This is a genomic window from Paraglaciecola sp. 20A4 (genome assembly GCF_011378905.1).
Taxonomy (GTDB): Bacteria; Pseudomonadota; Gammaproteobacteria; order Enterobacterales; family Alteromonadaceae; genus Paraglaciecola.
Window position 1 is genome coordinate 29,556 of the sequence record NZ_WTPY01000026.1, and the last position, 20,147, is coordinate 49,702.

Annotated in this window: 19 protein-coding genes; 15 read left to right on the forward strand and 4 right to left on the reverse strand. The window is 43.8% G+C overall.

Translation table 11 applies throughout. The features are described 5' to 3' along the window. Window positions 1-103: 103 nt before the first annotated feature. On the reverse strand, window positions 104-424 hold the full coding sequence (locus GQS54_RS18415; protein ID WP_166425392.1) for a DUF3718 domain-containing protein: 321 nt from the start codon (window positions 422-424) through the stop codon (window positions 104-106). Between the two features lie 517 nt (window positions 425-941). Here GQS54_RS18415 and GQS54_RS18420 point away from each other — a divergent pair. After that, window positions 942-1,994: an agmatine deiminase family protein gene (locus GQS54_RS18420; RefSeq protein ID WP_166425393.1), complete on the forward strand. Its 1,053-nt coding sequence runs from the start codon at window positions 942-944 to the stop codon at window positions 1,992-1,994. Beyond that, window positions 1,991-2,899 (forward strand): carbon-nitrogen hydrolase, encoded by a 909-nt coding sequence (locus tag GQS54_RS18425; RefSeq protein ID WP_166425394.1) that lies wholly within the window; start codon window positions 1,991-1,993, stop codon window positions 2,897-2,899. Before GQS54_RS18420 ends, GQS54_RS18425 begins: the two co-directional genes overlap by 4 nt. Before the next feature lie 90 nt (window positions 2,900-2,989). Here the strand turns inward: GQS54_RS18425 and GQS54_RS18430 are convergent, their stop codons facing one another. Further along, complete coding sequence (locus tag GQS54_RS18430; protein WP_166425395.1) at window positions 2,990-4,006, reverse strand: serine/threonine dehydratase; 1,017 nt, start codon at window positions 4,004-4,006, stop codon at window positions 2,990-2,992. Between the two features lie 143 nt (window positions 4,007-4,149). Between GQS54_RS18430 and GQS54_RS18435 the strand changes: the two genes are divergently transcribed. Next, complete coding sequence (locus GQS54_RS18435) at window positions 4,150-4,524, forward strand: PH domain-containing protein (protein WP_166425396.1); 375 nt, start codon at window positions 4,150-4,152, stop codon at window positions 4,522-4,524. 71 nt (window positions 4,525-4,595) lie between these two features. On the opposite strand, the gene GQS54_RS18440 is transcribed toward GQS54_RS18435, so the two are convergent. Beyond that, on the reverse strand, window positions 4,596-6,803 hold the full coding sequence (locus GQS54_RS18440) for a S9 family peptidase (RefSeq protein WP_166425397.1): 2,208 nt from the start codon (window positions 6,801-6,803) through the stop codon (window positions 4,596-4,598). A gap of 63 nt (window positions 6,804-6,866) precedes the next feature. Between GQS54_RS18440 and GQS54_RS18445 the strand changes: the two genes are divergently transcribed. The 3 genes from GQS54_RS18445 to GQS54_RS18455 all read left to right on the forward strand — a co-directional run bounded on the left by GQS54_RS18445 (window position 6,867) and on the right by GQS54_RS18455 (window position 8,730). After that, window positions 6,867-7,499: an NAD(P)H-binding protein gene (locus GQS54_RS18445; RefSeq protein WP_166425398.1), complete on the forward strand. Its 633-nt coding sequence runs from the start codon at window positions 6,867-6,869 to the stop codon at window positions 7,497-7,499. Next, window positions 7,500-8,246 (forward strand): methyltransferase, encoded by a 747-nt coding sequence (locus tag GQS54_RS18450; RefSeq protein WP_166425399.1) that lies wholly within the window; start codon window positions 7,500-7,502, stop codon window positions 8,244-8,246. 106 nt (window positions 8,247-8,352) lie between these two features. Continuing rightward, the gene (locus tag GQS54_RS18455) at window positions 8,353-8,730 is read left to right on the forward strand and encodes a hypothetical protein (RefSeq protein WP_166425400.1); all 378 of its coding nucleotides are present in this window, start codon (window positions 8,353-8,355) and stop codon (window positions 8,728-8,730) included. 67 nt (window positions 8,731-8,797) lie between these two features. On the opposite strand, the gene queG is transcribed toward GQS54_RS18455, so the two are convergent. After that, window positions 8,798-9,988: a tRNA epoxyqueuosine(34) reductase QueG gene (gene queG, locus GQS54_RS18460; protein ID WP_166425401.1), complete on the reverse strand. Its 1,191-nt coding sequence runs from the start codon at window positions 9,986-9,988 to the stop codon at window positions 8,798-8,800. Between queG and GQS54_RS18465 the strand changes: the two genes are divergently transcribed. The 9 genes from GQS54_RS18465 (at window position 9,976) to hflC (ending at window position 20,012) form a co-directional block, all read left to right on the forward strand. Then, window positions 9,976-11,511 (forward strand): NAD(P)H-hydrate dehydratase, encoded by a 1,536-nt coding sequence (locus tag GQS54_RS18465; RefSeq protein ID WP_166425402.1) that lies wholly within the window; start codon window positions 9,976-9,978, stop codon window positions 11,509-11,511. The genes queG and GQS54_RS18465 overlap by 13 nt on opposite strands. Continuing rightward, window positions 11,508-11,969 carry a tRNA (adenosine(37)-N6)-threonylcarbamoyltransferase complex ATPase subunit type 1 TsaE gene (tsaE, locus tag GQS54_RS18470; protein WP_166425403.1) on the forward strand — a complete coding sequence of 154 codons (462 nt, stop codon included), beginning with the start codon at window positions 11,508-11,510 and terminating at the stop codon, window positions 11,967-11,969. Before GQS54_RS18465 ends, tsaE begins: the two co-directional genes overlap by 4 nt. 41 nt (window positions 11,970-12,010) lie before the next feature. Next, on the forward strand, window positions 12,011-13,303 hold the full coding sequence (locus GQS54_RS18475) for an N-acetylmuramoyl-L-alanine amidase (protein WP_205967826.1): 1,293 nt from the start codon (window positions 12,011-12,013) through the stop codon (window positions 13,301-13,303). Between the two features lie 53 nt (window positions 13,304-13,356). Beyond that, entirely contained in the window at window positions 13,357-15,336 is a 1,980-nt protein-coding gene (gene mutL / locus GQS54_RS18480; protein WP_166425405.1) for a DNA mismatch repair endonuclease MutL, read from the forward strand. After that, the gene (gene miaA, locus GQS54_RS18485) at window positions 15,317-16,267 is read left to right on the forward strand and encodes a tRNA (adenosine(37)-N6)-dimethylallyltransferase MiaA (protein ID WP_166425406.1); all 951 of its coding nucleotides are present in this window, start codon (window positions 15,317-15,319) and stop codon (window positions 16,265-16,267) included. The genes mutL and miaA overlap by 20 nt, the downstream gene beginning before the upstream one ends. A gap of 79 nt (window positions 16,268-16,346) precedes the next feature. Then, window positions 16,347-16,598 carry an RNA chaperone Hfq gene (hfq, locus tag GQS54_RS18490; protein WP_166425407.1) on the forward strand — a complete coding sequence of 84 codons (252 nt, stop codon included), beginning with the start codon at window positions 16,347-16,349 and terminating at the stop codon, window positions 16,596-16,598. A gap of 25 nt (window positions 16,599-16,623) precedes the next feature. After that, the gene (gene hflX, locus GQS54_RS18495; RefSeq protein WP_166425408.1) at window positions 16,624-17,922 is read left to right on the forward strand and encodes a ribosome rescue GTPase HflX; all 1,299 of its coding nucleotides are present in this window, start codon (window positions 16,624-16,626) and stop codon (window positions 17,920-17,922) included. A gap of 53 nt (window positions 17,923-17,975) precedes the next feature. After that, on the forward strand, window positions 17,976-19,124 hold the full coding sequence (gene hflK, locus GQS54_RS18500) for an FtsH protease activity modulator HflK (RefSeq protein ID WP_166425424.1): 1,149 nt from the start codon (window positions 17,976-17,978) through the stop codon (window positions 19,122-19,124). 3 nt (window positions 19,125-19,127) lie between these two features. Then, the gene (gene hflC, locus GQS54_RS18505; RefSeq protein ID WP_166425409.1) at window positions 19,128-20,012 is read left to right on the forward strand and encodes a protease modulator HflC; all 885 of its coding nucleotides are present in this window, start codon (window positions 19,128-19,130) and stop codon (window positions 20,010-20,012) included. The last annotated feature ends 135 nt before the right edge of the window (window positions 20,013-20,147 follow it).

Here is a 20,147-nt window from a genome sequence, read left to right on the forward strand (position 1 = left end):
TTTACACACTAGTAGAACTGCTAGCTAACCTGCGAAAAGGGAAGCTAAAATAGCCTGCTGGGCAGGCTATTTGCCTATGCTGAATGAGGTATCGTAATACCTTTTAAGCATTATTTTTGGTCTTTAAGTAAGCGCTAACTTGTGATGCTTCACGTTGCTCAGAGAATTGAATTAAATCAACACCGTTACACTTCATACCTTCAGAAGATACAAGTTTACGAAGAACATCGTTTGAGCTTGATGCAACATAACCCACTTTACCGCGTAAGCTGCGTTTAAGCATGCCAAGATCGTCATTTACTACTGCTTTACAGAAGCTTGAATATTCACTATCACCGGCGAAGCGAACTTTGCTGCTAGATTCCATGCCAGCACTTGCATTAAAAGCTGACAATGCGATTAGAGATATAAGTACTTTTTTCATGGTGTGCTCCAAAATAGATTTGCTAATTAGGTGTACTACAGGTTCTGCCTGCCACTGAAATATCCATGAATTTGATGATCATGTCTGTGGTTTTATTGTTCTAAAGTAGTAAAAATGATGTAAAACAAGGAGTTACATTAAAGTAACATTTTCAACCAATTGATTTATAAGTGTATTTTTTATTTATATATATCCATAATCAATGTGAATATTCCTATTCATTCCAAAAACATCTGTTTAAAACTGAAAGTGAAAACAAGTAAAAAACAGATTTAGCTTAAAAAACGCTCAAAAATTAACATTTCGGTTCTTTTTAAACGTTATTATGTTGTTAAATTACCAATTATGTATTTTTTATTACAACTTTTGACAGACCATTTTTCCTTTATGTTGGCCATTATGAATAAAAATATTTTAGAAATTAGCAGGCAAACGGGAAAAATTCACAAGACCCGCCTGATGGTTATCATTATACTCCGCGAATATTGAGCAACTTTAATTTGTGACGGTAAATATTATGCGACTACTCCCTGAATGGGCGCCTCAAGAAGCCATTATTCTTGCTTGGCCAGACCAAAAAACTGATTGGCAACCTTGGCTGCAAGATGTGAGGCAGGTCTATTTAACGATCATTGCCACCCTTAACCAAGCCGGTACAGGGGTGATACTGCTTATTCGCGATGAAGAGCTTCCAACCTTTACGTCTTTAAGCCAAGGCTTTAACCAGCCTATAGATAGAGTGTTATTAGTGCGCGCCGATTACAACGACACATGGGTGCGAGACTACGCTTTTTTAACCTGCCACAGTTCGGGTGGCATGCAACCAGTGGAGTTCAACTTTAATGGCTGGGGCAATAAGTTCGATGCCAGAAAAGACAACCAAATTAACCAGAACGTGCTAGCAGACTTATGCCGTTTACCGTTGCAAAGTTTTGATATTGTGGCTGAAGGTGGCGCAATGGAGATTAATGACGCAGGCGTGTTGTTGTCTACTGAGTTTTGCTTATCGAACCCTGAACGTAATGGCGACATGACTATGTCTCAGTATCGCGGTGTGTTCAAGGTCGCCTTGGGCGCAAAAAGTGTCAACATTTTCCAGCAAGGTCATTTAGAAGGTGATGATACTGACGGTCACATTGATACCCTAGTGCGCTTTACGCCTGATGATGGCTTAGTGGTGCAATCAGCCTTTAATGTTCCAGATGACGCTCATCATAAAGGCTTAGCAGCGCTTGTGGCAGAGTGCCGAGCGGCATTACCTGATCACAAGATTTTTGAATTACCACTGCCACATGTGCTAAATGCTCAAGACGAACGTTTGCCAGCGTCTTATGCCAACTACTTGATAAATAATAAACAGATCTTATGTCCTATATATCAGCAGCCAGAAGATAGCCTCGCCATGGAAGTCATGGCCAAAGCTTACCCTGCGCACACTATCGTGCCAATCAACTGCTTACCCTTGGTCCAGCAGTTCGGTAGCCTGCACTGTATTAGTATGCAAGTTCCGGTGAGCACATTGACATTCGACATTAGCAAAAAATTAGCAACAGGAGTCAGTGAGTTATGAGCCGTACACCCAAAACCGCTAAAACCCTAAAAGTAGGGGTTGTTCAACAAGCGGTTGCCAATAATGACAAGCAATTAAGTTGGCAACGCAGCGCTGAGCAAGTCACCAAACTAGCAGAACAAGGCTGCGAGTTAGTAATGCTGCAAGAATTGCACAGCACCTTGTACTTCTGCCAGCAAGAAAATACTGACTTTTTTGACTTAGCTGAGCCTATTCCTGGCCCAGCCACGGATTACTTTGCCGAGCTAGCTGCTAAGTTAGACATCGTATTAATCACGTCTTTGTTTGAAAAACGTGGTTCAGGTTTGTATCACAACACCGCCGTGGTGTTTGATCGCCAATTAGGCATGGTAGGAAAGTATCGCAAGATGCATATCCCTGATGACCCCGGCTTCTACGAGAAGTTTTATTTCACTCCTGGTGATATGGGCTTTGAGCCTATCCAAACCAGCGTAGGTAAGCTTGGCGTTCTGGTGTGTTGGGATCAATGGTATCCAGAAGCCGCACGCTTAATGGCCATGCGCGGTGCAGACATGCTGTTTTATCCGACTGCGATAGGTTGGGACCCTGCCGATACCGATGATGAGCAACAGCGTCAATTTGGAGCCTGGCAGACCATTCAGCGCTCTCACGCAGTGGCAAACTCAGTGCCAGTCATTGTGGCAAATCGCACAGGGTTTGAAGCCTCGCCCGTTGAAGGCGACAACGGCATTCAATTTTGGGGGCAAAGCTTTATAGCAGGACCGCAAGGTGAAATATTGGCTCAGGCCGACGCCGATAGCGAACAAAACCTTATGGTAGAATTGGATTTAGAGCGCACTGAGCAAGTTAAACGTATTTGGCCGTATTTTCGTGATCGCCGCATCGACGCATACGAAGATCTGACCAAACGTTGGCGCGACTAGCAGTCTTACATTCCGCTTTAATAACGGATAAACAATAAGCCCCAACGACTCAGTCATTGGGGCTTATTTATGAGGTGATGCCAGAAAACGTTAAATCACTGAGGCCAAAGACTCGCTTGGTAAGCTTGGCTGATTGTTCAGATGGTCTTGCTGCCAAATTTGCTGCATCTTTTGCGTGTCGATATTCCCTCCAGACAAAATCACTACCACCCGCTGTGGGCTACTGCAGTTTGCGAGGTAATTCACCACCCCGTGCATACTCATAGCACTTGTGGGTTCAATATGTAGTTTCAATAAATGCTGTAGCCATTGAGTCCAGTAGGCAATTTGAGTTTCATCTACCTCATAAAAGCCGTCTAATTTCTGAATAAGCGGGTACGTATACTCGCCGACAGCGGGCGTTGCCGCGCCATCAGCCAATGTTTTCGCAGGTTCTACCAAACGTTGAATACTGCCCAAACGCAAGGATTGCGCAGCATCATTACCCGCCAATGGCTCGCAAGCAATCACCTTAGTGTTGGGGCTTAACGCTCTAGCTGCTAACAGACTGCCCGAGGCTAAACCGCCACCACCACAGGGCATAAATATTCCGTTCACCTCAGGGGTTTGTTCAAGAATTTCTGCCGTTACCGTGCCCTGCCCCGCAATCACATCTGGGTGATTGAAAGGCGGGATCCACAATGCACCTGGCTCTTTTGCTGCTTGGGCCACAGCGTCATCCGCTTCTTCACGTAAAGGAAATAAACGCAGCTCAGCACCGTAAGAGTGCGTGGCAGCGGCTTTAATCTTCGAAATATTTTGCGCGCTATAGATGGTAGTGGGAATATTAAACAACGATGCAGCGTAGGCCACGGCCTGTGCATGATTGCCAGAACTGCTCGCGACCACGCGCTTAATCTGCATTCCTTGTTCTTTAGCGCGCAATAGCGTGTTTAACGCGCCACGTAATTTAAACGCACCTGTACGCTGTAAACATTCTGTTTTAAAGAAAACCTCATGCCCCAACCATTTATTCAGCAACGAAGAGGTAATTACATCTGACGTTCGAATATAGTTTGAAATACGTAGTCTAGCCGCGTTGATATCGGCAAAAGTCACACTGTGCATCGAAGTAAAGCTCCTTAATCATTCCACAAATAATGTCGCCAACAGTTATGCGAATAATTACTCTAGCACGGGCAAAGACGTGTTATCAGTTCTCTTTTTGCTTAAAATCAGTTCTACTAAGTCAAATTTAAAAGGAGAGTGTTATGGGATTACTTGATGCCATTATGGGCAACGCGTCAGAAATTGATGTCAGTGAAGTGAGCGAAGAACTTGCCCCTATCATTGGCGCAACCGAAGAAATTCAGCAAGTGTTTAAAGTCGTTCGCGACATGTATGTATTTACTAATAAGCGCTTACTACTTATCGATAAACAAGGCTTAACCGGCAGAAAAGTGGATTACCACTCAATACCCTATCGAGCCATCACCCAGTTTAAAATCGAAACGGCTGGGCATTTCGATTTAGATGCAGAGCTTAAAATTTGGGTATCAGGGATAGATCAGCCCATCGAAAAAGAACTTAAAAAGGATACCGTAGTCGGTATTCAGCAAACACTTGCTACTCACATGTTTGCTTGATTTATAAATCAACGTGTTCATTAAAAAAGGCGACTAATCAGTCGCCTTTTGGCAATTCACGTTTCACTTAACTACTTCATATCGAAGTGACGATTAAAGAAATTAGTAATCGTATGGTACAAATGAATACCTGTTTGCTTACCACGAATACTGTGCTTTTTACCTGGATAATCCATGCTCTCAAATGGAATGGCTAAGTCTTGTAGGTGTTTATATAACTTAGTGCTATTCGTAAACAATACGTTGTCATCAGCCATGCCATGATAAATCATTAAATCACCTGTCAGATTTTTAGCATAAGGAAAAACAGACGATCCTATGTAAGCATCTTCATCTTGCTGAGGATTACCCATATAGCGTTCTGTGTAGTGCGTGTCATACAACGACCAATCAGTGACAGGCGCACCTGCAACACCTGCTTGAAAATATTCACCTGCTTTAAACATACTCATCAACGACATATAACCGCCATAGCTATGACCATAAATACCAATGCGTTGTGCATCTACATAGGGTAGTTTGCGCAAAAATTTCACACCCGCAATTTGGTCTTCAACTTCAGTGCTGCCCATTTTTTTGTACAATGGGTCTTCGAATCCCTTACCCCGATAGTTAGAGCCTCGATTATCTACAGAAAACACCACATAACCTAGCTTGGCCCAATATTGCATCAGCAAGCCACGATTTCCGCCCCAGCTATTTGTTACAACTTGGGCATGAGGGCCACCGTATACGTAAACAATAACAGGGTGTTTGCCTTGAATTTTTTTCGGTTTGTACAATCGATAGTAAAGCTCAACGCCATCTTCAGTCATAAAACTATCGAGTGTCGGCTCTATCCAATCCTGTTGTAAATCGGCTAACGGGTGTCCCGCTTTGATCGAATTTTCACTTAACCAAGCCAAATGCTTACCATCTGCTTGATGCAAGCTTACCTGCCAAGGTGTATTCGTGGTAGAGAACTTATCTACATAGACTGACGCATCGTCGCTAAAACTAGGTGCATGCGTGCCGCTGTTTTGACTAATCTTAAGAATGTCACCACCAGCAATCGATACAGAATATATATGTTTCTCTAGGGGGGTATCAGCACGGCCGGTAAAATACACGAGGCCCTTTTTTTCATCAATGGCTTCAATTTCATCTACCACCCAATCGCCTTGAGTCAGTTGTCGAACCAAAGCGCCATCATTTTTATAGAGGTAAAGATGCTTAAAGCCACTTTTTTCCGATGCCCAAATAAAATGTTTCTGGTCGTTCAAGAAATGCAAATCGTCATTCAAATTAACCCAAGTATTGCTTGCTTCGGTTAACAATACGTTTTGCTTGTTACTTTGGGTGTCGTAGGCTCGCAGTTCTAAATGCTGCTGATTGCGGCTTTCCCATTGGTAAGTCAGCGTATGATTGTCTTTCATCCAATTAACACGGGCCAGATAAATATCTTGCTCTTCACCTAAATCAACCCATTGGGTGTCACCACTGGCAATGTCTTTAATCGCCAATTTAACCTTAACATTCGGTGTTCCCGCGCTGGGATAGCGCTGATTAATCATTTTAATAGAATCCGCGTAAATCTCGCTGCGGGTAATTTCCTCAACTGGGGACTCATCTACCTGGGTAAACGCAATTTTGCTTTCATCCGCAGACCACCAATAACCCGTCATACGGCCCATTTCTTCTTGGGCTACAAATTCAGCCATGGCGTTCTTAATCGTCCCTTCGCCATCAAAGGTAAGCTGGGTTTCAGTTAGGGTACTGATATCTTTGATATATAGATTTTGCTCGCGTACATAAGAAATGAAATTAGCTTTAGGTGAGAAGCGAATATCCGTCTCGAAAGCGTCGGTATCCAATATTTTTTGTGCTTTTTCATCACCTAATCGGAAGTAGTAAGCGTCACCGGCCAGCGGGAACAACAATGCAGTGCCATCATCTGACCAAAAATAATTGACTATACCTGAGCCACTTAAGCGCATACGCTCGCGACGGGCTTTTTCTTCATCGGATAAAGATTCAGGACCGCTGTGTAAATCATCGGAGTTGAACAACATCTGGGTTTTCCCTGTAGATATGTTGTACTCCCATAAATCGTAGCGTTCATAATCAGTGCTTTTCCCTTGTAAAAAGGTCACGCGCTTGCCGTCAGGTGAGACTTTAACGCTGTTGGGTGAACTGCCTTCTAAAGCTGGAGATTCAAAAATGCGTTCTATCGTAAGATTTTCAGTTGCCATTACCGGTACCGCCAGTGAACATAACAAGATCCAAATGAAGTTTTTCATTAATATTAGTATCCTTTAACCATAAGCTGCGCATTGTAAAGACTTGATCAGAATAGGTAAAATATGAAAAGCATAAATAGTGCCTTGGTATTGGGCGCAACAGGCTTAGTAGGTAAAGCTTTAGTGACACAGCTACTCTGTGACCCAAGGTACAATAAAGTCATATGTCTCGTCCGAAAGCCTCTTAAAAATAGTGATTATGTGGATCCACAGCATAAATTAGAGCCCATTGTTATCGACTTTAACACGTTACAAGATTACCGGGGATACTTCACAGCCGAACACATTTATGTATGTTTAGGCACTACTATCAAACAAGCGAAAACCAAGACAGCTTTTAGAAAAGTAGATTTTGAATACGTGCATATTGCCGCCCAATTAGCCAGAGCACAACAATCCAAAAGCTTTGTGTGGATATCAGCTGTCGGCGCTAACGCTAAAAGTAAAAGCTTTTACTTACGGGTAAAAGGCGAACTTGAAAATGCCATTTTAGCTATGCCTAACTTAAGAAACCCCAGTGCAGTACGCCCATCATTACTGCTCGGTGAGCGTCCACAGACTCGCCATGGGGAGAAAGTAGGTGCTTGGTTTGGTCAACTTGTAGCACCTTTATTATTTGGTCGGCTTGCCAAGTACAAACCCGTTTCAGCCGAAACGGTAGCCTCGCATATGATTAACTTACAGGTATTTGAATAAATGAAGCGCAAAGGATTTCAATTTAAGCAGTTTTTTATTGAACATCAAGACTGCGCTATGAAAGTCGGTACTGACAGCATCTTGCTCGGCAGTTGGGTCTCTTTGCCACATAAAGTAGCGATGTCAAATCCAACAAGAATATTGGACATTGGTACGGGCAGCGGTTTGTTGGCAATAATGCTCGCACAAAAAAGTAGTGGTAACGCACATATTACCGCGATTGATATAGATAACGATGCTATAAACCAAGCCAAGTACAACTTTGCAGCTAGCCCTTGGGCGAACCGAATACGCGCAGAATTGTGTTCAGTACAAACCTTCACTCAAACTGAAAACATGGGTAAATTTGACCTTATTATCAGTAACCCCCCCTATTTCAATAGCCCATTACCTGTAGATACCAATGAAGAAAAAAAACGTATTAGAGCAAGACAAACGGTTGACTTAACTCATCAAACTCTCTTGGATTGCGTAGCGCAATTACTTAGCAATACAGGTAAGTTTTATTGCGTACTACCTACAGATTGTTGCGCATCACTGATCACCTATGCGAGTACGTTAAAGTTGCATCTTTGTTCCCAGCTAATGGTTTACTCCAAGCCCGACTCACTCCCGTTACGCTGCTTATTAGCCTTTAGTGCGCAAAACGCACCACTTTTAAGCGAAAACCTTACTATTTATACCCAGCATCAGCAGTATTCAGAACACTACAAAGCAATATGCAAAGATTATTATCTGAATTTTTAAGCTCAAAGTCGGGAAGCAAACCTAAACTGCTAGAAAATTCACTAAAAATTGCCTAAGGTGTTAACAGAGTAAACGTAATGTGCTTACTCAACATTGGGAGGTTTTTATGCGTGCTGTACAGCTACCAAACTCTGTTTCATCTTTGACTGACCGCTTACATGTGCTGGAATTTCATTGGCATGGTGTGGGCATACAGATACCCAAATTCGCATTATATGCCTGCGTGCCCAATCCGATATTTAGCTGTTTTGTGCAACGCCATCATCGGCAAATTGCCATCATGAAGTTTGGCCGTTACACCCTACCCATTCTTGATCCACTGGAAAAGGATTTAGACGATCAAGCTGATTACGTGGCGATTGTCAGCGTCGCAAGAGGAAATCGTTTTGGCTTATACGGATTTCCGACAGATTGCGAAGGCCTAGCGTTTACTCTGCCGATGGATCATGAAAATGTACCTCGTATCGTGCAGTATTTCATATAATGAGTATCGGTAGACCTAACGCGAACGACGAATAATACACATATCAAAATAGTGATATCAACTAGCTCTATGCGTCTCTTTTTAGACCTTTCTCTATACTGCGTATCAAGCGCTGATTGAGTCGTTGAGAATGTTTGGGCAGTAAATTAATATCCTGTTCTGCTAAGCTAATATCAATTGCTTCTATGTGTTGGCCACGCTTTTGGTCCTGCTCTTTCAATCCCCACCGAGCATGCTCTTGAACAAGCTCAGTGCCTTGTGTGGCAAGTGTGTTAAGTGCCACATAAGTCGATTGCGAATATGGGGCATTACCTAAAGCAACCGCGATATTACGCTGCCACCGCTCGTGACCTATACGTCGAATGGCTGAACCTTCTGTTTTTTGTAAAAACGTTGCTTCATCCCAATAGGACAACTCAGCTAAGGTTTTATCTTGCAACACCTGACGAGGATGAAAATCACTTTCGTTCGTTAGTTGGGCATAACGATTCCATGGACAAATCAGTTGGCAATCGTCACAGCCGTAAATACGATTACCTAATAAACGCCGAAATTCCTCAGGGATCGCATCTTTTAACTCTATGGTTAAGTATGAAATACAACGTTTGGCATCTACAACGTAGGGTGCAACTATCGCCTGTGTAGGACAAATAGTGATGCATGCATTACAGCTACCGCATTGTTCAACTGCGGGCTCATCAACTGGTAATGGGATATCAATAAATAACTCGCCCAAGAAAAACCATGAACCGCCCTGCTGATTGAGCGTTAATGAATGTTTTCCGGTCCAGCCAATCCCCGCTTTTTGTGCCAAGGCGTGCTCCAGCACAGGAGCTGAGTCTACAAAGGGCCGAAAGTTGACAGTGGTGCATTGTGAACGAATTTTTTCACCTAATTTTTTTAAACGATTACGTAATAATTTATGATAATCACGCCCAAGCGCATAACGACTGATATACGCTACGTCTTTATCTTTTAGGGTTTGAGCAAACTTCGCGTCGGGTGGCAAGTAATCCATACGCACGCTAATGACTCTAAGGGTACCTGGTAGCAACTCAACTGGTCGAGCGCGTTTCATTCCATGCTCCGCCATGAAATTCATTTGCCCGTGATAGCCACTATCTAACCACGCTTGAAGTTTCTCTTCATGGGCAGATAAGTCAACATCCGCAATCCCAACCTGTTGAAAGCCTAGCGCTTCGCCCCAAGCCTTGATATTTTGGGCTAACTGATGGAGATCATATTGTGCAAAAGACATTATCAACCTTGACGAATAATTGGGCGCCGAGCAGTTTATCACAGAAAGTTTTTCTCGCGCAGCAGGTACGCGAGCACGAAGCTGCCGCCGCACAACCGTGTGGATTTAGCATGTATATGTTGATGCAGCGCGCTGGGCGGGGTGTTTTCGGACATTTAAAAGCAACCTATCCCTATGCCCACAATATTTTAGTGTTAGTTGGGGTGGGTAATAATGCGGGCGATGGTTATGTGGTGGCCACTCTAGCGAAATCATTTGGCTGGCAAGTAACCGTCGCAGCACTTAATCCGTATAAAGTGCTGTCTGGGGATGCCAATACAGCCCAACAGGCTTGGATAACAGCGGGAGGGACGATAAGCCCTTGGCAAGATATTGATTTTAAAAGCTTTGATGTTATCGTCGATGCGATACTTGGTACAGGATTAAAAGGACAGGTTCGAAACGATGCCAGTGAACTCATCTGCGCATTAAATCAAACTGACTTACCTATACTCAGCATAGATGTGCCCTCGGGATTAGATTCAGATACCGGCGTGCCATTAGGTACATGTGTACACGCTAACTGCACAGTGACACTCGTTGCTAAAAAGCAAGGCATGCACACCGGACAAGGTAAAGTGTATACGGGTAAACTCATATACGATGATTTAGATATTGCGCTGAGTTTTAACAAAATTGCCCAACCAAGCGCTTATTTAGTCAGTTATGAGCAACTGCCAAAATTAGAAAAACGACAAGCGAATGCTCATAAAGGCCATTTTGGTAGACTGCTTACAATCGGAGCTAATACCGGTATGCCAGGCTCGTTGCGTCTAACGAGCGAAGCGGCCTTGCGTACGGGGGCAGCACTGGTGCGAGCCTATTGCCATGCAGATAGCCGGTTGAGTATATCAATGGGACGACCCGAACTGATGTTGGCCTGCGATGAACTTAGCACCCAGTTAACATGGTCAACGTGTTTAGCTATTGGCCCCGGACTAGGAACTGACCCGTGGGCGTTAGCGCTTTTCAATGAGACGATGGCGCACCTTCAATCCGCACAAAAAACCTGTGTAATAGATGCTGATGGGCTTAACTTACTCGCACAGTCACAGTATGACTTTAATTCCGTGTTATCACCACAGCATTGCGTGATAACCCCCCATCCGGGTGAAGCCTCTCGCCTGCTTGGCTGTAGTGTGTCAGATGTAGAACAAGATCGCCTTAAAGCAGCCCAATCGCTCGCTAAACGATATAATACGGTCTGCGTTTTAAAAGGCGCTGGCAGTATCATTAGTAATGGCGAGCAAAGCTGGATCAGCAGCGACGGGAACCCCGGTATGGCAACTGCAGGTATGGGTGATACGCTAACTGGAATTATTGCAGCACTACTAGCACAGGGCATGAACGCCACCGAAGCAGCTTTATATGGTGTATGTTTACATGGAGCCGCAGCGGATATCATTGCCCAACAATATGGTCAACGTGGTATGCTTGCTAGCGATTTATTTGAACCTTTACGAGTATTAGTTAATCCCACATGAAGCATTCATTTTATTTGGCGGACGAACAGGCCACCACTGAACTAGCGGCAAAACTCGCAATCCTTTGCAGTACCGCTACGGTTATTTATCTTGAAGGGGATTTGGGAGCCGGCAAAACATCGTTCTGTCGCGGGTTTATTCATGGTCTGGGTTACGTTGGACGAGTGAAAAGTCCAACTTATACGCTTGTTGAACCTTACGAAATTAACGGCTGGCGCATATTTCACTTTGACCTTTATCGTCTGTCAGACCCAGAAGAACTAGAATATATTGGTATTCGGGATTATTTCGACGATGACTGTATCTGTTTGATCGAATGGCCAGATAAAGGTTACGGCCTATTGGCAGCGGCAGATTTACACATTAGTATTGAATTTATTGATGATAGTCGTTCGATAACTGTGCAAGCAAATAACGAATACGGACAAAAACTACTGAGCGATTTGGCCCAAAAATGACGTACCTTTGGCAAAAAATATTAGCAGGGAGCCTCAGCATAATGCTGCTATTCGTCGTTCCTGTTAGTTACGCCAAAAATGCCATTGACAGCGTTCGAATTTGGCCGTCACCAGGAAGTACGCGGATTGTGTTTGATTTGGAAGATACCCCAGATTATAGCTACTTCACCTTGAGCAATCCTGAACGCCTAGTAATTGATTTAGCCAATACCGAAAAAAACTTTGATTTTGCCAAACTTGCCAGTAAAAGCCCGCTAGTTAAAAAACTGCGTTATTCAACCGCCAAAGTCAAAGGTAGTATTCGTGTGGTCATTGAACTAAACCGAAAGCTTGAGACTGCCCTTTTCGCTTTACCGCCGACAGAGCCTTATCGCAACCGTTTAGTCATTGACTTAGATGATAAAAATGCACCACAAAACGCACCTACGGTCGTTAAAGATAATAACTCTCAGCGGTCTCGCGATATCGTTATCGTGCTTGATGCAGGCCATGGTGGAGAAGACCCAGGTTCAATAGGACGTGGGGGCACGTTTGAAAAAAATATCACTTTAAATGTAGCCCAGCGCTTGGCAAAACTGATTGATGCAGAACCCGGTATGACAGCCGTTATGACCCGCTCAGGTGATTATTACATCTCTCCTAATAAGCGTCCCGATATTGCTCGCAAACACAAGGCAGATTTACTTATATCTATCCATGCTGACGCCTTCACCACTCCTCAACCTAGGGGTGCATCGGTTTGGGTACTGTCCATGCGCAGAGCAAATTCTGAGTTAGGCCGCTGGATGGAAAAATCAGAACGACATTCTGAATTACTTGGTGGGGCAGCTGAAGTCATACAAGACACAGCAAGCGAGCGTTATTTAACCCAAGCTCTTTTAGATATGTCGATGGATCACTCACTCACTACCAGTTATGACCTAAGTCGCAAAGTGATCACCAAACTGCGTGGCATTACCAAGATGCACAAAAAAATACCTCAGGCAGCAAGTCTGGCTGTATTAACTGCCCCAGATATTCCGTCTATATTGGTCGAAACCGGATTTATTTCTAATCCGACCGAAGAGAAAAATTTAAATTGGTCTGCCTTCCGTCAGCAACTGGCACAGTCTATTTTTGGCGCCGTTAAAACGCATTTCACTGAGTCTCCGCCAGACGATTCATTATGGGCCAAACAAAAACGCCATAATCGTACCCACAGAGTAAGCAGCGGTGAATCTCTATCATTGCTAGCTAAAAGATACAATGTCAATGTAGGGGCTATCAAGGCAGCCAATAACTTGAATTCGGACGTCGTGCGCATAGGCCAAGTCTTGACTATTCCCCGCACCTAGTTCGTCTTACAATAGAGTTATTTTTAGCAACTCGTTTTATATAAGGTCTTTTTTTGTCAGCCATCAGCGCAACTATTCGCATTCTCCCTGCACAACTTGCTAACCAAATTGCGGCCGGTGAAGTGGTCGAACGACCCGCATCCGTGGTCAAGGAACTGGTGGAAAACAGCTTGGATTCAGGTGCCAGTCAGATCGATATTGAAATCGACAAAGGCGGTCATAAGCGCATTTGTATTCGTGACAACGGTGGTGGAATTGAAAAAGACCAACTCGCGTTAGCGCTTAGTCGTCATGCTACTAGCAAAATAAGCTCTTTGGACGATTTAGAACATATCCACAGCTTGGGTTTTCGTGGCGAAGCCCTAGCGAGTATTAGCTCAGTTGCACGCTTAACCCTAACGTCGAAACCCAAGCTGCAACAACAAGCTTGGCAGGCTCACGCCGAAGGCCGAGATATGCAAGTGCAGCTCAATCCTGTCGCGCATCCCGATGGTAGCAGTGTTGAAGTAATCGATTTATTTTTTAATACCCCCGCGCGGCGTAAGTTTTTACGTGCTGAAAAAACTGAATTTAATCATATAGATGAGGTAATAAGACGTATATCACTGAGTCGTTTTGATGTGAGCTTTAGCCTGAAACATAATGGTAAGCTTCTGCGTAAATACCCCGCATTAACTGTGCAAACTGATCACCTAAAACGCTTAGCCGCCATTTGTAATAAAGATTTTGCTCATAGTGCCATCGCCTTAGACTCCCACTATCAAGAGATGCAATTGACAGGGTGGATAGCACCACCTGAGATGGCTGATCGACAATCAGATGTGCAGTACTTTTATGTAAATGACCGCATGATGCGCGACAAGTTAATTAACCATGCTATTCGTCAAGCATTTGAAGGGGCAATTAATCCAGAGACATCCCCTAACTATGTGTTGTATTTGCATATTCCCCATCATGAGGTTGACGTAAATGTTCACCCCGCTAAGCATGAGGTTCGTTTTCATCAAGCTCGTTTAGTTCACGACTTTATCTTTCGTGCAATTTCCGACGGCATAAATCAATATTTTAGCAGTGGCGCAGTACAAGACGGCCCAAGCGAATTAGCGGAAGTGCCCCCCCAACATAACTACATCACTCCTTTGCAGGGCTCCTCAACTGGCCCATCAGAAAATGCATCGATAGAAGCGCAAGACCAATCCAGTCATCAATTCGTCCGTGAACCACTCACGTCTAATCATGTACAGGTTAATGAGATAAATGAATTCAACCGTTCATCAGCCAGTGATTCCCAAGGGCGAACTATAAAGACCCAAGATGAACAGAGTTATCTACCTTCTGGCACAATGGCACATCATGGGGGAACTCAGCGAGCAAGCAATAGAAGCTTCGCACCAGGTAAAAGCACCAAGTCATCCAATAACTTGTCAGCACAAGCATTGATAGGTTATCAGCAACTCATGAGCAGCAGTGTTGATCTTGACACAGCCTCACCGAATTCCTTAGATCATATTTCACTCTGTGTTCCCCTGGACGATAAAAGTGTGTTGATATTTTATAATGAGAGACACTATTTCGTAGGGATTAATACCTTACTCGAGGCACATATAGCTCTGTCATTTGATGAAAAAAACGCGATTACTCAGCCCTTGTTAATGCCTGTTTCTATCACTGCTGACAAATCTATACTGGCACGCGCTCAATCAATATATGAGCCTCTTTTGAATAATAGAGTCGATATTGGCTGGAGCCAGAAGCGCATTATTTTACGAAAAGTCCCGAGTGGGATGCGTCATTTACCGTGGGCTAACATTTTGCCCGCACTATTTGACGAGTCATTTAGTGACGAACAGCAATTAAGAGAACATTTATTTCGCTGTATCGCATTGTATTCACCCAAACTTACCCCACTTCAAGTTCAGCAAGTATGGAGCGAGCTATGCGTTGTGCCCCAAGCACTAGACTCGTTAATAAATGTAGCCGTAACATTACCACTGGCTAAACTGATAAGTGCCCATGTCGAACAAAAACACTGATAAGCAGAATCTTCCACCAGCAATTTTATTAATGGGCCCAACGGCTTCAGGTAAAACAGCGCTGGCCATAGAGCTCTGTCAGGCCTTGCCATGCGACATAATCAGTGTCGATTCGGCGTTAATCTATCGAGATATGAATATTGGCACAGCGAAACCTAGTGCACAGGAATTAGCGCAAGCCCCTCATCGTTTGATCGATATTCTAGATCCAGTGCAGAGTTATTCAGTCGCGGAGTTTAGAAGTGACGCACTTGGTGCAATGCAAGAGATTACTCAGCGTGGACGTATTCCGTTATTAGTGGGCGGTACAATGATGTACTACAAGGCATTAACGGAAGGTTTATCCACTTTGCCACAAGCAGATCCACTGGTCAGAGCAGAAATAGAAAAAAAAGCCAACGAATTTGGTTGGCAAGCGCTACACCAGACTCTGCAAGAGATAGACCCAGTTTCAGCCAAGCGTATACACCCCAATGATCCACAACGATTGAGTCGCGCGTTAGAAATTTATCAGATTAGCGGTAAATCTATGACTGAGCTGAGTTTAAATAAACAACCTTCGGCCCCATATCATTTTTCGCAATTCGCAATAGCGCCGCAAGACCGGCACGTTATACACGATAGGATAGCGCAGCGCTTTGACATCATGCTGCAATCGGGCTTTGAAAACGAAGTGGCAGCGCTAAAAGCGCGGGAAGATTTACACCTCGATTTGCCATCGATGCGCTGTGTAGGGTATCGACAAATGTGGCAATACTTAGATGGTGAAAATAATTACCAAGAAATGCGAGAAAAAGGCCTTGCGGCCACCAGACAACTAGCAAAACGTCAGCTGACATGGTTACGCAGTTGGCAAAACTTACATTGGTTGGACACCTTTTCAAAAGACAATTTGACTAATGTTATGAAACTCAGCAGAATTCGTACGTGAGCCGTGATCTATACAGCCTTTTTAATTTCTGTATACTGAGCGAAAAGACGAATTTGATAATAAAAAGAAAGGATAAATGATGGCTAAAGGGCAGTCTTTACAAGACCCATTTTTAAATGCGCTACGCAAAGAGCGTATTCCTGTATCAATTTATCTTGTTAACGGGATTAAATTGCAAGGTCAAGTCGAGTCATTTGACCAATTTGTCATTTTGCTTAAAAACACCGTCAGCCAAATGGTTTACAAGCACGCAATTTCTACCGTCGTTCCTTCGAGAGCGTTACCGGTTGCGGCGACTAATCCCCATGCGGATAGTGACGAGAATCAATAGTTAGTGAAGTTTTCAGGAGAACGGCTTGTTTGATCGTTATGAAGCAGGCGAACAGGCTGTATTAGTACATATTAATTTTTCTGATGACAACAGCAAAGAAGATCTTCACGAACTTCAATTGTTGGTAACATCTGCGGGAGTAAACGCGGTTGATGTCGTAACTGGCAGCCGTAGTGTCCCCCATACCCGTTATTTTGTCGGCAGTGGCAAGGCAGAGGAAATAGCGAACACCGTCAGAGCAACCGAAGCTGACGTCGTTATTTTTAATCACAGCTTATCGCCTTCACAAGAACGTAACCTAGAGCAATTATGTAAGTGCCGGGTACTTGATCGCACGGGGTTAATATTAGATATTTTCGCTCAGCGCGCGCGTACTCACGAAGGTAAGTTACAGGTTGAACTCGCCCAACTTAAACATATGTCAACTCGCCTTATTCGCGGTTGGACCCACCTTGAACGACAAAAAGGCGGGATTGGTTTACGTGGTCCAGGTGAAACACAATTAGAAACTGATCGACGTTTACTTCGTGCTCGTATTAAGAGCATTCAAGCACGTTTACGTAAAGTTCAGAAGCAGCGAGAACAGGGTCGTAGAGCACGAGTACGCGCTGAAATCCCTACCCTTGCTTTAGTCGGGTATACCAATGCAGGAAAGTCGACGTTATTTAATACGATTACCGAATCTGATGTATATGCTGCGGATCAACTGTTTGCTACCTTGGATCCGACGCTCAGACGCATTGAATTACGTGATGTAGGCCCAGCGATTTTAGCTGATACGGTTGGTTTTATTCGTCACCTGCCCCACGATTTAGTGGCAGCATTTAAGGCAACGTTACAAGAAACCCAACAGGCAGATTTATTACTCCATGTGGTTGACTATTCTGATGATCAATTTCGTGAGAATATCGATCAGGTTAACGAGGTGTTAGGCGAGATAGACTCGAGCGAAATACCGCAATTAATGATTTGTAACAAGATCGACCGTATGGATGGTGTTGAGCCACGGATTGATAGAGACGAAGATGGCGTACCAACCAGAGTATGGATGTCAGCCCAACAAGGCCTAGGGACTGAATTATTGTTCGAAGCGCTAAGTGGTTGCTTAGCAAACAACATGGTTCGCCATCAGTTACGTATTCCTCCGCAAGAAGGTAAACTACGAGGTGATTTATTTAATTTAAACTGCATCTCTGCAGAATCTTACGCCGAAAATGGTGACTGGTTAGTAGAGATACATATGCCATTAGCAGATTGGCAGCGCTTAGCTAAGCACGCAGATGCAGATTTAACGACTTACATTGTAGATGAGCTAGAAGCCTAACAATGCTGAATTTTTTAACAGAATAAATATGATTAACTATTTGGAGAGTAATGATGGCTTGGAATGAGCCCGGCGGTAACAATAACGATCCGTGGAAAAACCGCGGTGGTCGCGACCAAGGTCCACCAGATTTAGACGAAGTGTTTAAGAATATCTTAAATAAGTTCGGCAAATTTGGAGGCGGAAAAGGCGGTTCTTCTGACGGCAAAGGCTTTGGTCTAGGTTTAGGTCTTGTAGTGGGGCTTTTAGTTATTGTTTGGTTTATCAGTGGCTTTTATACCATTCGTGAAGCCGAGCGTGGTGTCGTTTTGCGTTTTGGTGAGTTTAGTCACTTCGTTGAGCCTGGCTTGCGTTGGAAACCGACCTTCGTAGATTCTGTGCTACCCGTCGATGTACAAACTGTTCGTTCATTGCCATCTTCTGGCTCTATGCTTACACAAGATGAAAATGTTGTGCGCGTAGAAATGGAAGTGCAGTATCGAATTCTAGAGCCCTATAAGTACAATTTCTCGGTAACGAGCCCAGAAACAAGCTTAAGTCAGGCTTTTGATAGCGCAATCCGTTACGTAGTGGGCCATTCTAAAATGGATGACGTTCTAACCAGCGGCCGAGAAGTTGCTCGTCAGAATGTAAGCGAAGAATTACAAGCTATTATTGAACCTTATGATATGGGTATCTCTATTGTTGATATGAACTTTAAAGATGCACGTCCTCCGGAAGAAGTTAAAGCGGCCTTCGATGATGCGATTGCAGCACAAGAAGACGAACAACGCTTTATCAATGAAGCCGAAGCGTATTCACGTGAAATTGAGCCTCGTGCCCGTGGTCAAGTAAATCGTATGGCCGAAGAAGCCCAAGCTTATAAAGAACAATCAATCTTAAAAGCGCAAGGTGAAATCGCCCGATTCGAAGAATTACTGCCTCAGTATCAAGCAGCACCTAAAGTTACCCGCAGCCGTATTTATCTTGAGACACTTGAATCTGTGTATTCCAATACCAGTAAAATCATGGTCGATACAAAAGGCAGTGGCAACATGCTGTATTTACCATTGGACAAAATATTGGAAAAACAAAATGCCAGTAACGCACCTTCAACAAATCGAAGTACCTTAGAAGGTTTGCGTAATCAGGATCCCGTATCAAGCAATGTTACGCAAGATAGCAATATCCGCAGTGACCGTTCACGTAGTGGGAGAAACTAAGCGATGAAAAATTTCATATTAGTTATCATCATCGCCCTTGGCGCGTTAGTTTTCAGTTCACTTTTCGTTGTAGACGAAGGTGAAAAAGCCATTGTTATTCAGTTTGGTAAAGTCCAACGTGACAGCGACAATGGTGTCACCGTTGTTTTCGAACCTGGCCTTCACTTTAAGCTACCTTTGATTGACCGCGTCATTAAATTGGATTCGCGTATTCAGACCTTGGATGAAGTAGCCGACCGTTTTGTTACCTCAGAGAAGAAAGACTTAATCGTTGATTTGTATGTAAAATGGAAAATCAAAGATTTTGCTAAATACTACTTAGCAACAGGTGGATACAAAGATAATGCCGAGATCTTACTGCAACAAAAAGTGAACAACGGAATACGCTCTGAATTTGGTACTCGTACCATTTCACAGATTGTATCTGGCGAACGCTCGGAGTTGATGGACGAAGCAATGGCACAAGCAGGCGACAGCTCAGATGAGCTTGGCATTGAGATTGTTGATGTGCGCGTTAAGCAAATTAATTTGCCAGAAGAAGTCCGTAACTATATTTTCCAACGTATGCGCACTGAACGTGACGCAGTTGCTCGTGAGCATCGCTCTGAAGGTAAAGAAAAGGCGGAATTTATCAAAGCAAATATGGACGCGAAAGTGACCGTAATGCTAGCCGATGCTGAACGTAACGCCCGTAAACTACGTGGTGAAGGGGATGCAAAAGCCGCTGAGATTTATGCTAAAACCTATACCAAAGACGCTGAATTTTACAACTTCCTACGCAGTATGGATGCTTATAAAAATAGCTTCAGCAGCAAGCAAGACGTTATCGTACTTGAGCCTGACAGTGACTTCTTCAAGTACATGAAGAATGAGACGGGTAAAAACTAGGCTAGCACTGGTTTTAAAAACTGTTTAAAAAGCGCCAATTTGGCGCTTTTTTTATGTTTGTTAATTTTGGGCTTTGCCCGTCCTTAATGCAGCTGAGATGTTTCGAAGGTAGAGCGAAAATGGATACTAGAGACG

What these genes read in the sequence shown, in the direction of transcription:
- miaA (WP_166425406.1), top strand. Translation starts at nt 15,317, where the DNA reads ATGTCGAACAAAAACACTGATAAGCAGAATCTTCCACCAGCAATTTTA.
- GQS54_RS18415 (WP_166425392.1), bottom strand. Translation starts at nt 424, where the DNA reads ATGAAAAAAGTACTTATATCTCTAATCGCATTGTCAGCTTTTAATGCA.
- GQS54_RS18430 (WP_166425395.1), bottom strand. Translation starts at nt 4,006, where the DNA reads ATGCACAGTGTGACTTTTGCCGATATCAACGCGGCTAGACTACGTATT.
- GQS54_RS18450 (WP_166425399.1), top strand. Translation starts at nt 7,500, where the DNA reads ATGAAGCGCAAAGGATTTCAATTTAAGCAGTTTTTTATTGAACATCAA.
- GQS54_RS18475 (WP_205967826.1), top strand. Translation starts at nt 12,011, where the DNA reads ATGCTGCTATTCGTCGTTCCTGTTAGTTACGCCAAAAATGCCATTGAC.
- hfq (WP_166425407.1), top strand. Translation starts at nt 16,347, where the DNA reads ATGGCTAAAGGGCAGTCTTTACAAGACCCATTTTTAAATGCGCTACGC.
- hflK (WP_166425424.1), top strand. Translation starts at nt 17,976, where the DNA reads ATGGCTTGGAATGAGCCCGGCGGTAACAATAACGATCCGTGGAAAAAC.
- GQS54_RS18420 (WP_166425393.1), top strand. Translation starts at nt 942, where the DNA reads ATGCGACTACTCCCTGAATGGGCGCCTCAAGAAGCCATTATTCTTGCT.
- GQS54_RS18440 (WP_166425397.1), bottom strand. Translation starts at nt 6,803, where the DNA reads ATGAAAAACTTCATTTGGATCTTGTTATGTTCACTGGCGGTACCGGTA.
- GQS54_RS18435 (WP_166425396.1), top strand. Translation starts at nt 4,150, where the DNA reads ATGGGATTACTTGATGCCATTATGGGCAACGCGTCAGAAATTGATGTC.
- hflC (WP_166425409.1), top strand. Translation starts at nt 19,128, where the DNA reads ATGAAAAATTTCATATTAGTTATCATCATCGCCCTTGGCGCGTTAGTT.
- GQS54_RS18455 (WP_166425400.1), top strand. Translation starts at nt 8,353, where the DNA reads ATGCGTGCTGTACAGCTACCAAACTCTGTTTCATCTTTGACTGACCGC.
- GQS54_RS18445 (WP_166425398.1), top strand. Translation starts at nt 6,867, where the DNA reads ATGAAAAGCATAAATAGTGCCTTGGTATTGGGCGCAACAGGCTTAGTA.
- GQS54_RS18425 (WP_166425394.1), top strand. Translation starts at nt 1,991, where the DNA reads ATGAGCCGTACACCCAAAACCGCTAAAACCCTAAAAGTAGGGGTTGTT.
- tsaE (WP_166425403.1), top strand. Translation starts at nt 11,508, where the DNA reads ATGAAGCATTCATTTTATTTGGCGGACGAACAGGCCACCACTGAACTA.
- queG (WP_166425401.1), bottom strand. Translation starts at nt 9,988, where the DNA reads ATGTCTTTTGCACAATATGATCTCCATCAGTTAGCCCAAAATATCAAG.